12 protein-coding genes are annotated in these 15,429 nt (G+C 41.4%); 9 read left to right on the top strand and 3 right to left on the bottom strand.

Annotated features, from left to right (window positions below):
- Window positions 1–149 precede the first annotated feature (149 nt).
- Entirely contained in the window at window positions 150–623 is a 474-nt protein-coding gene (locus AAFF35_RS20465; protein WP_342328396.1) for a GNAT family N-acetyltransferase, read from the top strand.
- Here the strand turns inward: AAFF35_RS20465 and AAFF35_RS20460 are convergent.
- Complete coding sequence (locus AAFF35_RS20460; protein WP_342328395.1) at window positions 620–1,435, bottom strand: AraC family transcriptional regulator; 816 nt, start codon at window positions 1,433–1,435, stop codon at window positions 620–622. The genes AAFF35_RS20465 and AAFF35_RS20460 overlap by 4 nt on opposite strands.
- Before the next feature lie 85 nt (window positions 1,436–1,520).
- Here AAFF35_RS20460 and AAFF35_RS20455 point away from each other — a divergent pair, with 85 nt between their 5' ends.
- Genes AAFF35_RS20455 through AAFF35_RS20445 form a run of 3 tightly spaced genes read left to right on the top strand, consistent with a single transcriptional unit; the run spans window position 1,521 to window position 5,513 of the window.
- Window positions 1,521–2,861, top strand: a complete 1,341-nt coding sequence (locus AAFF35_RS20455; protein WP_342328394.1) for a TolC family protein — start codon at window positions 1,521–1,523, stop codon at window positions 2,859–2,861.
- 2 nt (window positions 2,862–2,863) lie between these two features.
- Entirely contained in the window at window positions 2,864–3,925 is a 1,062-nt protein-coding gene (locus AAFF35_RS20450) for an HlyD family secretion protein (RefSeq protein ID WP_342328393.1), read from the top strand.
- Window positions 3,918–5,513 carry an MFS transporter gene (locus AAFF35_RS20445; RefSeq protein ID WP_342328392.1) on the top strand — a complete coding sequence of 532 codons (1,596 nt, stop codon included), beginning with the start codon at window positions 3,918–3,920 and terminating at the stop codon, window positions 5,511–5,513. The genes AAFF35_RS20450 and AAFF35_RS20445 overlap by 8 nt, the downstream gene beginning before the upstream one ends.
- Window positions 5,514–5,834: 321 nt before the next feature.
- Here AAFF35_RS20445 and AAFF35_RS20440 read toward each other — a convergent pair whose 3' ends face one another.
- Window positions 5,835–6,776: a 2-dehydropantoate 2-reductase gene (locus tag AAFF35_RS20440; protein WP_342328391.1), complete on the bottom strand. Its 942-nt coding sequence runs from the start codon at window positions 6,774–6,776 to the stop codon at window positions 5,835–5,837.
- A 216-nt stretch (window positions 6,777–6,992) separates the two neighbouring features.
- Between AAFF35_RS20440 and AAFF35_RS20435 the strand changes: the two genes are divergently transcribed.
- Window positions 6,993–7,892 (top strand): GNAT family N-acetyltransferase, encoded by a 900-nt coding sequence (locus tag AAFF35_RS20435; RefSeq protein ID WP_342328390.1) that lies wholly within the window; start codon window positions 6,993–6,995, stop codon window positions 7,890–7,892.
- Between the two features lie 11 nt (window positions 7,893–7,903).
- Here AAFF35_RS20435 and AAFF35_RS20430 read toward each other — a convergent pair whose 3' ends face one another.
- Window positions 7,904–8,317, bottom strand: a complete 414-nt coding sequence (locus AAFF35_RS20430; RefSeq protein WP_342328389.1) for a GNAT family N-acetyltransferase — start codon at window positions 8,315–8,317, stop codon at window positions 7,904–7,906.
- 208 nt (window positions 8,318–8,525) lie between these two features.
- On the opposite strand from AAFF35_RS20430, the gene AAFF35_RS20425 reads away from it, so the two are divergent.
- The 4 genes from AAFF35_RS20425 to AAFF35_RS20410 all read left to right on the top strand — a co-directional run bounded on the left by AAFF35_RS20425 (window position 8,526) and on the right by AAFF35_RS20410 (window position 15,189).
- Entirely contained in the window at window positions 8,526–9,932 is a 1,407-nt protein-coding gene (locus AAFF35_RS20425) for a S41 family peptidase (protein ID WP_342328388.1), read from the top strand.
- Window positions 9,933–10,045: 113 nt separating this feature from the next.
- Window positions 10,046–10,639 (top strand): RNA polymerase sigma-70 factor, encoded by a 594-nt coding sequence (locus tag AAFF35_RS20420; protein WP_342328387.1) that lies wholly within the window; start codon window positions 10,046–10,048, stop codon window positions 10,637–10,639.
- A gap of 181 nt (window positions 10,640–10,820) precedes the next feature.
- Window positions 10,821–11,855, top strand: coding sequence for a FecR domain-containing protein (locus tag AAFF35_RS20415; RefSeq protein ID WP_342328386.1), 1,035 nt, complete (start codon window positions 10,821–10,823; stop codon window positions 11,853–11,855).
- Between the two features lie 199 nt (window positions 11,856–12,054).
- The gene (locus tag AAFF35_RS20410; protein ID WP_342328385.1) at window positions 12,055–15,189 is read left to right on the top strand and encodes a TonB-dependent receptor; all 3,135 of its coding nucleotides are present in this window, start codon (window positions 12,055–12,057) and stop codon (window positions 15,187–15,189) included.
- Window positions 15,190–15,429 lie beyond the last annotated feature (240 nt).

Genomic DNA, 15,429 nt, shown 5'->3' with positions numbered 1-15,429 from the left:
TTTTTCCGCTGCTTAATAATTTTATATATTGTGGCAACCGGAATGTCAGTTTTAATTAATACCTGCATTTTTCCACAATCATCCAAAGGGTTAAATAGAAAAGAATTATTTACTGATATTTGTGCCCAATTAAAATCTTTAAGATAAATATGTCTCCGAACAAAGTACATGCGAATGACCTTACTTATAAAATCAACCCTGATTTATCCACTGTGGACTGGACTTACGTATGTGAGCTGTTTTCCAAGGTAGACTGGAGAAAAAGGGAAGAAGTAGAAATAGAAGCTGCATTCAGGAGAAGCAGCTGGACACTATTTATTTATAAAGAGGATCAGCTGATTGCTTTTGGAAGGACCGTAGATGACGGAAGGTATTATGCCATACTGGCGGATATTATTGTTGACCCTGATTTCCAGGGAAACGGATTGGGTAAATACCTGGTCAAAACCCTGAATGAAAAGCTGGGCGATAATTATCATTTCGTAAACTTAACTGCCGCTCCGGGAAAGGGAGATTTCTATAAAAGTCTGGGATGGAAAAAACAGTCTACCTGTTATATCTGGCCTCAGGGACCAAAACAACTCAGACAACATACCGAACCTGAAGAGGAAGCCGGTATTTAATCTGTACTTAAGCTCGCTATTTTTAATTCTTTGAAGGTGGAGGGCCTGCGTCCGGTCATCTTAAAAAAAGTATTGCTAAAGGACGAGATGCTGTCGTAACCGACTTCGTAAGCAATTTCGCTAATGGTCAGGTCGCTTTCCAGGAGTTTTTCCATGGCTTTGGTGATCCTGACCAGTTTCAAATATTGAAAAAATGAAATGTCCAGGGAGGCCTGGAATACCCTCGATAAGGTACGTTCACTAAAACCTGTTGCAGCAGCGATGACCTCCAGCGTCAGCTCATCTGCAAGGTGTTGATGGATATACCAGAGCACCGGCCTCAACCTTTCATTGTCTGTTGTCGGTACAACGATGGGTAGGGGATGCTTGCTGATGGTTGGGAGTATGTTCTGTATCGTGTTTAAAAATCCATATTCATGCGTTCCCGGAAAAATATCTCCATTCCAATGCTCAGAAAATTTAAGCATTTCCAATAAAAGACTATTTACCGGATAAATGCCGATATGGTCAAAAAAAGGATTATTCTCTTCAGAAGCCGTATCAAAATAAATATTGCGGACGATGGCTGCGCGGTAACGGTGCTGCAAATGGTGCGCTACACCGGCAGGAATCCAAAGGTAATGACGTGCCGGAATAAAATATGATTTGTCGTTCGCATAAAGAAAGATCACTCCCCCTTCCACATAGGTCAACTGCCCCTTGATGTGTTTATGATGCTGGAAACGGTCTTCAAATTTACTATGCCATACATAAGTGCTTTCCTGATGTGCATCAATTGCAGATAATAAGGCTTCGTTGCTTAAGGTATTCATGTGGCTGGTTTGAACAAATATATGTCAGTTTAGATAAAATAAAGAAACAATTCTTAGCCGAAATTTGTACCATTAATTAATCTATATGAATTTTAATCCGTATAAAAGGAAGTTTGGGATGTGCATGTCCGTTCTTTTATCCTCTCTTTTCGTCCATGCACAAACCCCGTCTACTCCCGAAATACCGCTGACCATCAAAGAGGTCTGGCAATTAACCGACAGCAATAGCAGGAAGCTTCAGATGAAGCAGCTGGAAGTATTGGCTGCGGAAGCGGGTATTCAGGTAGCCCGATCAGAAAGACTGCCGGAAATTGCTGCCAACGGCGTATTGGCGCATATTTTTCAAATGCCGATTTACGAAAAAGGTTTGTTTCACACCCCCTCCCAATATCCGGTAGAACCCAAATATTACAAGGTTTCCGCAGATGCTTATCTGAACATTTATAACGGAGGGAAAACCAACAGGGAAATTGCTGCGTCCAGGAAAGAGAATGAGCTGGCGATCGTCAAAAAGAACCTGACCAAACAGGAGATCCATTACATCGCCGCAGTTTATTTTTACGATGTCTATCGCAATAAATCTTATCAGCTGTTGCTGCAACAAGACATTAAGGACCGGGAAAAGCAGCTTCATGAGATCAATGAACTGTATAAAAACGGAACGGTGCTTAAAAGTGATGTCCTGCGTGCGGAACTTCGCTTGTCAAAACAAAGGATGCTGCTGACCGAGATTGAAAACAGCATTGTGATTGCCTCGCAAAAGCTCAATCTTTTAACCGGCAGTGCAGATGATGTGCGGTGTAACCCTATCGTTTCTGATGCGGAAGCCGATCCGGTAATGTTAAAAGGATTGTCGGATTACCTGTCTGAAGCACAGTCGGGTTCTTTTAAAGTTCAGATCTCGGAAAAAGAACAGGAGCTGAGCGAACTAAAGCTGAAGCAAACGAAATCCAATGTGCTTCCCTCGATTGGCTTGTTCGGAGAGTATATGTATGCATACCCGCAAATCCAGTTTTATCCGTATGCCCTTTCACTGTATAGCAATGGAATGGCAGGGATTAAGTTAAAAGTGCCTATTTCTTCTTTCTATACCAATAAACATAAGGTTAAAGTGGCAGCGATTCAGTTACACAGACAGGAAGTTGAGGACGAAGAGGTCAGGGAAAACCTGCGTCAGGAAGTTCAGGAATATTATATCCGGTATACAGAATCGCTGAAAAGAATAGAAGTGGCCTCAGAAAACATTACACAGGCTTCGGAAAGTTATCGCATTGTACAAAATACTTATTTCAACCAACTGGCTTTATTGACCGACCTGCTGGATGCAGAAACCCAGTTGTTACAATCCCGGTTTGAATTGACGACCGCAAAAGTAAACGCCAGAATTCAATATTATCAATTACAAAAAGCAGTAGGCACCCTATAAAAATGAGTACTAAACAACAAAATAAAACAGATAGAATAATTTCAGGTGTCACGACCGTGATTGCGGCCATCGTATTGGTCGTATTGCTAATATGGGGAACCAAAACAGTATTTACTTATTTAAGGTATGAAGATACCAACGATGCCCAGGTGGAAGAATACATCAATCCGGTCACCTCAAGGGTGAATGGATACATTAAATCGGTCCGATATGTAGAGAATCAGGAAGTAAAAAAGGGGGATACCCTGCTGGTGATCGACGACAGCGACTATACGGTTCAGCAGGATGAGGCGCTGGCCTCCCTGTCCAATGCCAAAGCCCAGGTTTCTGTATTGCAGAGTAACATTCAGACGGCCGGGACAACCGCAGGGGCGAGCAAAGCTAAAATTGCCGCGGCGAAAGCAAAACTATGGAAACAGCAGGCAGAGTACGACCGCTATAAAAAATTATTTGATGCCGAATCTGCTACCCGCCAGCAATTGGAAAGTATGCAAAGCATGCTGGAAGTTGCACAGGCAGAATACAATGCTGCTCAGGAAGATTATGCGGCTGCCCTTTCTAAAACAAACGACATCAGGGCGCAGTCTGAAGTGTTGCTTTCCGAAATTCAGCGGAGGGCGGCAGTGGTAAAAAGAAATGACCTCAATACTTCTTATACGGTAATTGTAGCGCCTTATAATGGAAAGATGGGTAGAAGAACCATTCAGCCGGGGCAATTGGTACAAAGTGGACAAACCATTGCCTATATCGTAGATCGTGATGCAGGGAAATGGGTGATCGCCAATTTTAAAGAAACACAGATTGGCAAAATGTATGTTGGAGAACCTGTGGACATCGAAGTAGATGCTTTTCCCGGGAAAGAATTTTCAGGAAAAATAGAGTCCTTATCAGCGGCTACAGGTTCCAGGTTTTCCCTTTTACCTCCGGATAATGCGACCGGGAATTTCGTGAAAATTGCGCAAAGAATCCCGGTAAGAATTCGCCTCGAAGGAGCTCTGGCTTCCTTGTCAAACCTGAATGCAGGAATGAGCGTTACGGTACATATCAAAAAGAACAATGATTAAGGCGATACCCATCTTTAAATCCTGGGTGCCGGAATGGCTGATCCGGTTGAGCATTATGTTGCTGCTGTTGTCTTCTGTCCTGCTCTTTGCCTTGTCTACGGCTGATGGAAGTGCTGCTGCGGGATATTACGGAATGGAACCGGCAGATGTGCAGTTTTCTTTGCTCTTGTTTTATGCGGCAGTCGCCAGTTTTGCCGGGGTAGAGCGTCGTTTTTTTGAACGGATAGTCACTAAAGAGTATTTGCTGATCTGTATCGTACTGGAGATTTTAATTGCCTATTGCTGTTACCATACCCGGGAAATCTGGCTGGTCTTTACTTTCCGTTTCTTGCAGGGACTGGTGAACTGCGGAATTACGAGTATTTGTTTGAACCTCTTGTTCGGCCGCTTAAAATCTGAACATGCCAGAGAAGTGGGGTATACGATATTTTATGCGATGATCCTGTGTGTATCGCCTGTAACGGCGTTATTCGCGGCACCTTTGGTAGAAAACTTTGAATATAATGTTTTGTATAAGGCGATCATTTTTTGCTTTCTGCCCAGTGCAGCTTTGCTGTTTGTGATCTTAAACCGGGTTCACATTTTCCGGAAAAAACCTTTATATCAATTAGACTGGGCCAGTTTTTTATTGTTTGTCGTGATGCTCATTCTGATCGCCTATGTATTGATCTATGGCCAGCAAAAAGACTGGCTGGAAGATTCCGGGATTGTTTATAGCATTGTCGCCATTTTGCTGTTGTTTCTGTGCTCTGTACTGAGACAGCGCTCCTTAAAGCGTCCTACGGTAGATCTTGGGGTATTTAAGTACCGTAATTTTAGCATTGGGATCGTTTTTCTGGTGATCCTTTACCTGATCCGGGGTGCGTTCGGATTAACCACGACGTATTTTATCACGGTGTTGGGGATGGATTCCCTCCATGCCAATGAATTGATGATTTATAACATCCTTGGAATCATCACCGGATCTTTTATTGCCATCCGGTTTTTGATCCTGCAAAAGATGCTGCGGGTTTTGTGGATTGCAGGCTTCGCTTTATTGATGGTGTTTTTTGGAATGATGTGTTTTCTTTTTGCCACAGAGGCTGATGCAGAAACATTTATCATCCCTTTATTTCTTCAAGGCCTGGGAGCGGGAATGGTGATGTCGCCGATTGTGATGTTTATTGTTTCTGCTGTTCCGGTACAAATGGGGCAATCTGCGGCTTCAATCGGGGTTTTTGTTCGCTTCTCTACTTTTAGTCTGAGTTTATCACTGATCAATTATTGTCAGCTGTATTTCAAAGGAGGGCATAGTAATGATATGGGGAAGGGGTTGTCTTTACTTGATTTAGGATTGGCAGAACGGTTACATATTTACCAGTCTACCTTGTCAGGACATGGCATGTTGAAAGATCAGGCGGCTAAGGTGGCGACAGGCTTGCTCAACAAAGCGGTTCAGAAACAAGCCTTCCTTCAGTTTTGTATTGATTATTATGAAATGATTGCCATCCTTTGTCTGATTACGATCGTATTGATTGCCTTGCAACCCGTGATCAGCAGGACGATGATTAATGTCAAAGGAAAACACCCTGCACCTGCAGGATTTTAAGGGTATCTCTGCGGCTATTTTAGCCTTAATGAATGGGTTTTATGAGTGGCATGAAGAAGGTTTTTTTAAGCGTTAAGAGCGGGCGAAATATTTCCTCAACGGCAGCTTCTATACAAGGGCAGATGAGCCTGGAATCAAGGAGGGATAGAACAGGGATCAAACACGGAATTTGTCCCTGTTCTATCCGTGTTCTATCCCTGTTTGATCCCTGTTCTATCCGGGTTTTATCCGAAGAAGTTTCGACCTTGTTTCCTCTTTAAAGTAATCCAAAATCCGCTATTTAAAAATACGTTTTTTTTCTGGATTTAGCCGCAGGATTTACTAAAGTAACCCTGCTTTTATTTCATTGTAAATCTGCTGGGTTTCCGTAACCGGAATTCCTAAGATTTTTCCATAATCAATAATGGCTCCGGCAAACAATTCAAGTTCTGTATTTGCTTTTCCGGACTGTACATCTAATTGCAAAGAAGTTGGCGTTTGATAAGGAAAGGATGCGGCTTTTTGAAAGGTCTTCTCAATGATGTCTTCAGAGATGGCCACTTCCTTCTTTTTCGCGATTGCTTCAATTTCTTTCATAATCAAAGCCGCTCTGTTATGGAGTGCCGGTTCTTCGACTACCTGTCCGATTGACTTATTGTACCTTGCGGTCACTAAGCCAAAACTGGCAATGAAGAAATATTTTGTCCAGATATCAGGGAAAGAATCTTCCTTATAGTCCAGGTCAATACCGGCCTCTTTCAGCAATGCTGCGATTTCTAAAGCATCATACTGCGGATTTTCAGGGTCTTTACCCATCACGATTTTTCCTGGATTCCCCTTATGTTCCACGATACCCTTTTCTTTAATATGGGAAGCTACATATACGCAGGAGGGAAGTACGATGCCATTGGAAATAATCTTACGAATCCTTTCATAGATATCTACCCCGTTCATTAAGGGTAAAATCACCGTATCTTCCTTAATTCTGGATTTTAATTGCTGACAAATGTTTTCCAGGTCGTATTCCTTTACGCAAATGACGAATACATCCGTTTCAGGCAATTGCGCTAAATTGCTGTAGATCTGATGGGGAAAGGCAACCGGGTTTTCATGTTCTGCAGAAAGTAAGGTCAATCCTTTTTCTTTGACGATCTCATAGGTCTGTGCCCTGGCAACAAATGAGATATTCAGCGCATCAGATGAAGCATATTTCTGTGCGAGTTTAAACCCGAAATAACCTCCAACACCACCAAGTCCTATTATAGTCAATTCTTTTGTTTTCATTTTCTCTTTGGGAAATTTGTTTTAATATTTATTTCAACTATCGGAGCAAAGTACATACAATATTGCATTTTCATAGAGGATTCTACAATTGATGTCAATTTTCTGATTTGTTTTAAACAATTTACAGATTGGGAACTGTTTGTTTAAAATGATTTATAATTTTGAAATGGACACTCCGTCAAGCCATTAAAAGGAATAAATAGATAGGACATCTATATGAAAGAACAAATTCACTCGACCGACCGCCTCTTTATCTCTGAAATGAATTTAGATGATGCTGAGTTTATTCTGGAGCTGCTGCAAACGGAAGGCTGGAAAAAGTTTATTGGAGACAGAAATGTAAACAATAAACAGGAAGCGGAAGTTTACATCCGGAAAATTATAGACAATCCTAATTTCAGCTACCTGGCAGTACGGCTTAAAGATGGTAATGTTCCCATTGGGATGGTCAGCATGATCAAACGTGATTACCTTGACCATCATGATATTGGTTTCGCCTTTCTTCCAGACTATAACGGAAAAGGATATGCTTTTGAAGCCGCATCTGCAGTCTTGAATCATCCTTCCACACTTGCTGTACATCGGAGAATTCTGGCAACAACCCTAAAGCACAACAGCAGTTCTATTCAACTTTTAGAACGCTTGGGTTTGTCCCTCGATAAAGAAATAAAAGTAGAGGGAAAGGAGCTGTTTTTGTATAGTATTGAGGTGGACCAGCTCTTGTTAAATCAACTTACACATCGTTTCTTTAGTATTTTTAACAATGTAAACGGTCATCAGCCGGATTGGGAAAAGATGAGAGAAACTTGTCTTCCGGAAGCTATCTTTATTAAGAAAACCGGACTGGAAGAGGAGATCTATGATTTGCAGTCTTTCCTGACACCCAGAGTGAAAATCCTTGCTGATGGAACGTTAAAAGAATTCAAAGAGTGGGAGCTCAGTGCAGAGACAAAAATCTCCGGAAACATCGCGCAGAGGTTTTCAATATATGAGAAAAGCGGCGCTTTAAATGGAACACCATTTAAAGCATCCGGAAATAAGATCTTTCAGTTTATTAAAACCTTGGAAGGCTGGAAAATAAGTGCCCTGGTCTGGGAAGATTTTGCTTCTGCCTAAGCTAAGCAGGTTTATCTCTTATAGTACATGCCTTTCGATTCAGGCATGGTATCCTTGAAGCCGAATTTTTCGTATAAGAAGGAAGCGTCTCCATCTGCAATTAAACTGATGTAACAGGAAGGTGGGAGTTCATTTGTGATGAATTCCATCAGCTTTTCCATAATTGCCTTTCCGAGTCCTTTGCCCTGATGTTCAGGTAATACACAAATGTCCGTCACCTGGCAATGGCAGCCCCCATCACCAATGATTCTTCCCATCCCTATATGGGCATGTCCGGATTCCGGATCAGAGACCAACACCGAGCATACGGAGTTTTTTAATCCGATTCTTCCGGCCTCTTCCGTCTTGGCACCTAGGCCGGATTCTTTTCTTAATCTTAAATAGCTTTCTAATGGAATGTCTTGGAATTCTGTAATATAACTCATGTTTTCGTGTTAAAATCTGGCCTTTTTTCTGTAAAAGCCTATGGTAATTCTGATTGGTAAAGATAAAGAAATGGCCTAAAAAAGCCTTAGCCTGGAATCGTGTTCTTTTAACTCCTTATAAATGAGTTGAAATTGAAGAGGGCTTAACAATTTGTTTATAGTACCACATTACATTTGTCCTCAGCTAATTAATGCTAACGCTATTAAAATGGAAATTCAAAACAAAAGCGCTGGTCGGTTGATCAAACTTATTATTTCAGGATTTTGTATAGGATTAATAGCGACGATTGGCGCATGTAAGAAAGACAATATAAAAAAGGAATATCCCCAGGGAAGTAACGAACAAATCAATACCTGGATTCTGGATAGCCTCAGCAGATATTATTATTGGGCGGCTGAATTGCCTAAAAAACCTGGTTTAGGTCAGTCGCCGGTAGCATTCTTTAGTTCGGTAAAAAATGCTTCGGACCGTTTTTCTCAGCTCTATCTGCCCAATCAGGCCGGTGTTTCCAGTTCCCGCTCCTTATATGGATTTGATTATGCAGTTATTCAGGAGCCGCTCAGTCTGGAGGTTTTGGGACTGGTGAAATGTGTGTTGAAAGGATCACCGGCCGAAAGATATGGTCTTAAAAGAGGGAGTTATATTCGTAAGATAAACGGAAAAATCTTTAGCAGCAGCAATGTGGTGGCACTTGATCAGGAATTACTGACAGGCAGGACGATTAAGCTGACGCTGACGGAACTAAAAGACGGGGGATACATCGATCAACCTGAATTGAACATGATCGCCGGGCTGACCTTTGAACAGCCGGTGCTTCATCAGGTCATAGAACGAGGGGGACTGAAAATCGGGTATGTTTATATAGATGGCTTTTCTGCGGGGATGGCCAGTACCTTGGTTTCCGTTTTTTCAGGGTTTAAAAGCGCTGGTGTTTCAGAGCTGGTGATCGACCTTCGGTATAATTCTGGTGGAGAGGTCTCCGAAGCTGCGGGATTGTGCGCCATGGTGGCTCCCGGATTAACTTATAACACTGATTTTATCATCTATAAAGGAAATAAGAATGGCGGACAAAGAAAGGAATCTATAGGGGAAGCTGCAACATTCGATAAAAGGCTTGATTTTAATGCCCTTCTTCAAAATAACCTGAGCCTGAGCAGGGTATTTATTCTGGCAACAGGAGCTACGGCATCCGCCGCAGAGGTGGTGATTAACAACCTTAAACCCTTCATGAAGGTAACGGTGATCGGAGAAAAAACGGTTGGTAAAGATGAGGCCAGTTTTTTAATCTCTGATCAGAGGATCCCAAAACAGGTAGACTGGGAGATGTATCCCATTATCTATAAGCTGTTCAATGCGCAGGGACAGGGAGGGTATGCCGGAGGGATCAGCCCGGACCTGGAACTCAGTGAATTTACCCTACTTCCGCTGGTGCCGTTTGGAAATGCAAATGATGCCTTGTTAAGTAAGGCTTTGGATCAGATCTCTGCACAGAAAGTAAATGCTGGCTTGCGTTCTTCCATAAATGAAGCCCGTTCTGTTTCTCAAATTGGTAGGATTCTTTCAGACAGTCATCTTGCCAAAGCTACCCAAAGTATAGTGCTTACGCATCGTTAACAGATAAAGAAGAAAAAGAATGTTAACACATTTGATTTAGGCTTAATACTAAGTTAAAATAGGGAAGGTAATTTCGGGAGTATAAAAACTGAAGAATCTTATCCCTATTTATCTTGAAACAGTTAGACAAATCCTTGCTTGAGAAATTAGTTGTTTTGCTTCGTGAAGGTGATACCGCAGCCTTTAATGAGTTGTATTATCGTTATAAGGGAAAGGTACACCAGTTTGCTTATCGCTTTGTGAGGTGTTCTGAATCTGCGACAGAACTGACGCAACTGGTCTTCGTACGCCTTTGGAAATATAAACATACCATAGATACTTCTAAAGATTTTGACGCGTTTCTATTGACCATCACCAGAAATCTGGTATTCAAAGAATTTCAGCGAAAAGCGAAAGTGAATGCTTATCAGAATGAACAATTGAAAATAGAACAGGTTTATGATCCTGTGGCCAGTTTCATGGATTTAAAGGACTACCGGAATTTAGCAGAAAGGGCCATCAATAGTTTGCCGCCACAAAGTAAAAAGGTGTTTAAGCTGAGCCGTGAAGAAGGGGCTACGTACGAACATATCTCCAATCAGTTGAACATTTCCAAAAATACAGTCCATAGCCACATGGCCAAATCTTTAAGCCATATCAGGCAATATTTCAGAATCCATACGCCGGAAACGGTATTGTTGTGGTGTATGATACTCTCGGTCTTTTAATTCATCTACTCTCTTTAAGAGCAGCCTCAGTGAAATTCGCTGGGGCTGTTTTTTTTTATGTTGATTATCAGTGTGTTGTGATTTATTTAAAATTTATTTCATTTCCGACTAGACATCTGATCCTTTAGCGGGATATATACTTATAGACAGGCAGAAGTTTGGCCGTCTTAAAGTAATGAAAGTGAATACTAACGAAGAAACAAAGAAATTATTTAGACTTTATCTTGAAGGGAATACGACTCCCGAGCAGGAAGAAGAATTGTTTTCCCATATCGGAGGGCAGGAAGAAATGAATGAATCTTTTGAGGAGACAACTGCAGCACTATGGAATGAGGACAACAGTTGGAGAGATGATTCTTTAGCCGCACAGGTGGAACTGCAATCGGTCTGGACAAAAATAGGGGAAGAAGAAGACCTCCGTAAAAAAGCAAACTCTTCCTGGTTAAAATATGCCGCTTCCTTCATTCTGGTTTGTGCTGCTGCACTAGGCTGGTATTCGGTGAAGACCGAAACAAAAGAAGGAAATCAGCAGATTGCTTTGATGACTAAAATCACGAAGCGGGGAGAAAGGGTTAAACTCTTGCTTCCGGATAGCTCAGTAGTCTATTTGAATGCAGTAAGTAAGCTGAGTTTTCCTCAACACTTTGAGAAAGGTAAAAACAGAGAAATCCACCTGGAAGGTGAGGCTTTCTTTGAAGTGAAATCAGATGCGAGCCGCCCGTTTATTGTGCATAGTGGAAATTTACAAACCAGGGTATTAGGAACGTCGTTCAATATTGATGCTTATCCTGGAAGTCAGCATTTCAGCGTCTCGGTACGTACGGGTAAGGTTGGAGTCTCCTCTTCGAATGAAGGTAAATTGAAACACCTTTCTTTTCTTACTCCGGGCAAAAATCTGGTCTACAAATTTAGAGATTCCAGCTATGCGGTTAATGACGCAAAAGCGGAGGACTTTAACAGCTGGACAGAAAACAGGTTCGTCTTTAAGAATGAATTGTTAAGCCTGATGCTGATTCGTCTGGAGAGAAGCTACAATGTAAGTTTTAAAGTGAAAAATGAAAAGATGTTGAAGTACCGCTTCAATGCAACTTTCCATAACAAGAATATTAAACAGATTCTGGAACAGCTACATACGATGAGTAGTGGCAACATCCATTTTGAATTTAATGCACCTAAAACAATAATTACTTTATGGGGGGAGGAAGTCAATGATTAGCTAAGTTTTTATAAAAACCGCCACATCCCTATTGGCTACGCTATGAAAAATATAATTACAAAAACAAACCGCCCTGCTGTAACAGGACGGTCCTTAAAATGTTTCGTAACTCTCGATAATTAAAAAACTTTCAATGAATATAACGCTATACTTTTTAATAATAAAATACTTTAATAAAATAAAATTCCAATCCCTTCTGATGACTGCCTTGCTATCTGCATGCGGCGTATGCAGTGTTTCTGGAAATACCAAAGCACAGAACAGCGCCGAAAACAGAATTAGCTTAAAGTTGTCAAATGTGAACCTGGTTAAAGGGCTTAGTGCGGTGGAAGATAAAGCGGGCTGTGTCATTAATTATAACCCGGCTATTTTTAAAACAGAACGCCACATCAGTATCGATGTAAAAGATATGCCTGTTGTACAGGTGCTCAAAAAAATGCTGGAAGGAACCGGTGTTGCTTATAAGGTTAATGATGCTAAAACCATCCTTTTATATAAGCTTCCGGATCCGGTAAAAGCGGGTAGGATCAGTGGGAAGATTCTGGACGAAAAAGGAGAACCATTACCCGGTGCAGGAATTAAGATTGTGGAACTGAACCGTACGGCGAGCACCTCAGTAGATGGATCATTTAACATTAATGCGGATCCGGGAACTTATACGGTGGAAATACGTTACGTGAGCTATCAGACAAGAAGAGTCACGGATGTGATCGTTAAATCAGGAGAAAATACGCCTTTAAATGTGAGTATGAAACCTGCTTCGGAAACCTTAGCCGGGGTAGTGATCACCGGTGGTTACAAGAAGACCTCTGCGGAAGGATTGCTGGCACGCCAGAAGAATGCTGCGGAGATGAGCAATGGGATCAGCGCGGAACAAATCGGCCGTACGCCAGACCGGAATATTGGCGAGAGTTTAAAACGGATCAGTGGGGTGAGTACTGCCGATAACAAATTTGTTATTGTTCGTGGTATCGGAGAACGTTACAATGCAGCCTTGCTGGATGGAACGCCTTTGCCAAGCACAGAAGCACAAAGCCGCAACTTCTCTTTTGATTTAATTCCTTCCGGATTGGTGGACAATGTGGTGGTTAGTAAAACGGTTACTCCGGACATGAATACCAGCTTTGGTGGAGGATTGATTCAGGTCAATACAAAGGACATGCCTGAGGAAAATTTTATGACTTTCGCGATGGGGAGTTCGTTTAATGATCGAACAACGGGTAAAACTTTTTATAGCCATAAACGAGGTAAATATGATTATTTAGGTTTCGACGACGGCAGGCGAAGTGCTCCTGATAACTTACGTCCTACAGATGCCAACGTAAACCAATCGTTAACGCCGGCTGAGCTTCAGAAAATGGGAGATGACCAGAGTAAACGATTTACAAACGATAATTTCACACTTTATAAGAATAGGGCACCTGTAAATCAAAATTACCAGTTTACGATAGGACAACGGTTTAATCTAGATACCGCTAAAGGTGCTAAACTGGGTTTTACAGGAGCTTTAACTTATAGAAATGGTCAAAGCATAGAGAACTATGATAATTTCCGACGTGGAAGTTGGAACCTGGGGACCAATAATTATGGTGACAGGTACAGTTACAATACGACATGGGGCGCACTGTTAAATGTCGGTTTACAGTTAGGTGTTCATCGTTTTAGTTTAAGAAATACCTATACCAGAATGTTCAGTAATAAATTAACCAGAACTTATGGATATGATGCTGACCTTCCTGCAGAAGACGTGGGTAAAATACCAGCTTATATCAAGGAAAATGACGATCCGACATTTACAGGTTTACTTCAGAATAAAGTAACAGGACTGCATCAGCTTGGTAAAATAAAACTGGAATGGGATGCCGCCAGAACGGCCGTGATCAGAGAGGAAAAAGACCTGATCACTGCAGAACAACGACCTCAGTTGATTGAAGGACAGTATCTTTATTTCTATACTCCAGGTAGCTTTTCTGAGCCAAAAACGTCACCGATGTCCCGTCAGTATTATAAAAATGACGAAAAACATTATACCTGGAATATAGCTGGAACGATGCCTTTTAACATAGGGCCTTTACGTAACACCGTCAAAATAGGATACTATGGAAACCGTAAGAATGGTGGTTTTGATTGGGTCATCGTACCGCTGACCGTTAATCCGGGTAAACTGGATCCTGCTTTAAAATACATTCCCGTTTCGGAAATGCAGAAACCTGAAAATGTAGGCTCTACGGGCTATATGTACAAAATAAACTTTATGGACAGGTTTTCAGGCAAAAGTAATATTGACGCGGGTTATTTAATGTTTGACAACCGGTTGGCAGAACAATGGAGGTTCATTTGGGGAGTTCGTGGCGAGTATTATAAATATACTTCTATTAAAAACCCTTCTAATGGTGGTTCCCGGGTATCTTATACACAACAACATGATCCTGCATGGAGGTGGTTGCCTTCTGCAAACCTTACGTATAGCCTGAATCCTGAAATTAACATAAGAGGAGCCTGGTCTGTTACTGCAGTACGTCCGGAATTACTGGATAACAGTCAGTTTTTCAGATATGTCCCGGAATTGGACGGAGATTTAACCAACGGTGGTATCACAAGCACAAAGATTAGCAGCTATGACCTTCGTGGCGAGTGGTTTCCTGGATTGGGTGAAGTGTTTTCTATAGGTGGATTTTATAAGTACTTTGATAAACCTGTGGAATTGAGCCAGACAGAAGGCGCAAATACCTATTACCTGTTGTCAAATTCCGATTATGCAAAAGTATATGGGCTTGAATTGGAATTCCGTAAGAAGCTTGACTTCTTTAATAAAGGGGAGTGGCTTCAGAATTTCACACTATATGGTAACCTGACTTTACAAAAATCAAGAGTTCAGGGGAGAAGTGGATTTCTTGATCCTGTTACCAATGAAGTGACTTATACGCTGGAAAAATTAAATCGGCCAATGTATGGTCAGAGTCCGTATTTAATCAATCTCGGCCTTCAGTATCAGGGAAATCGTTTCGGTGTCAATCTGATGTATAACAAAAGCGGAAGAAAAACGAATATCGTCAGTAAAGGTGCCGCATCGATTGATTACGAAATGCCAAGAAGTATGGTCGATGTCCAGTTAAGTTATAAACTGCTTAAGAATAAAATGCAGCTGAAATTTAATGCTGCCAATTTATTTGATAAAGCTTCTACATTTTATAAGAATGCAGCCGATCCAAATGCAGCAAAAACGCCGGGTTATACGCCAGGAAAATCCGATAACTATGAGTCGGGAGAATTAATTACACAACGAACTTATTTCGGACGGTCATTTGGTTTGCAACTAAATTATAGTTTTTAATTAACAGAAGTTTCATCCCCTAAACGAAGAAAGGAGAAAAATAATGGTCTTTTCAGCTGAAAATAAAGGTTAAAAAAAAAAGCAGGGTTGTTGAGAACCCTGCCAGATAAAAAGCCTGTGCAACCCCTAATGGCGCATCAGTATGAAACAGTACAAGACTGCAAATAATTTAAATATGTCAATTTGGTAAGCTTATCAGCCAAGGGCCATAAGCTTAAAGCTTTAGTCAGCTTCAATACG

Origin of the sequence: Pedobacter sp. FW305-3-2-15-E-R2A2 (assembly GCF_038446955.1) — a bacterium.
In the GTDB taxonomy this organism is placed as follows: domain Bacteria; phylum Bacteroidota; class Bacteroidia; order Sphingobacteriales; family Sphingobacteriaceae; genus Pedobacter.
This window is presented reverse-complemented; position numbering and strand designations above follow the sequence as displayed.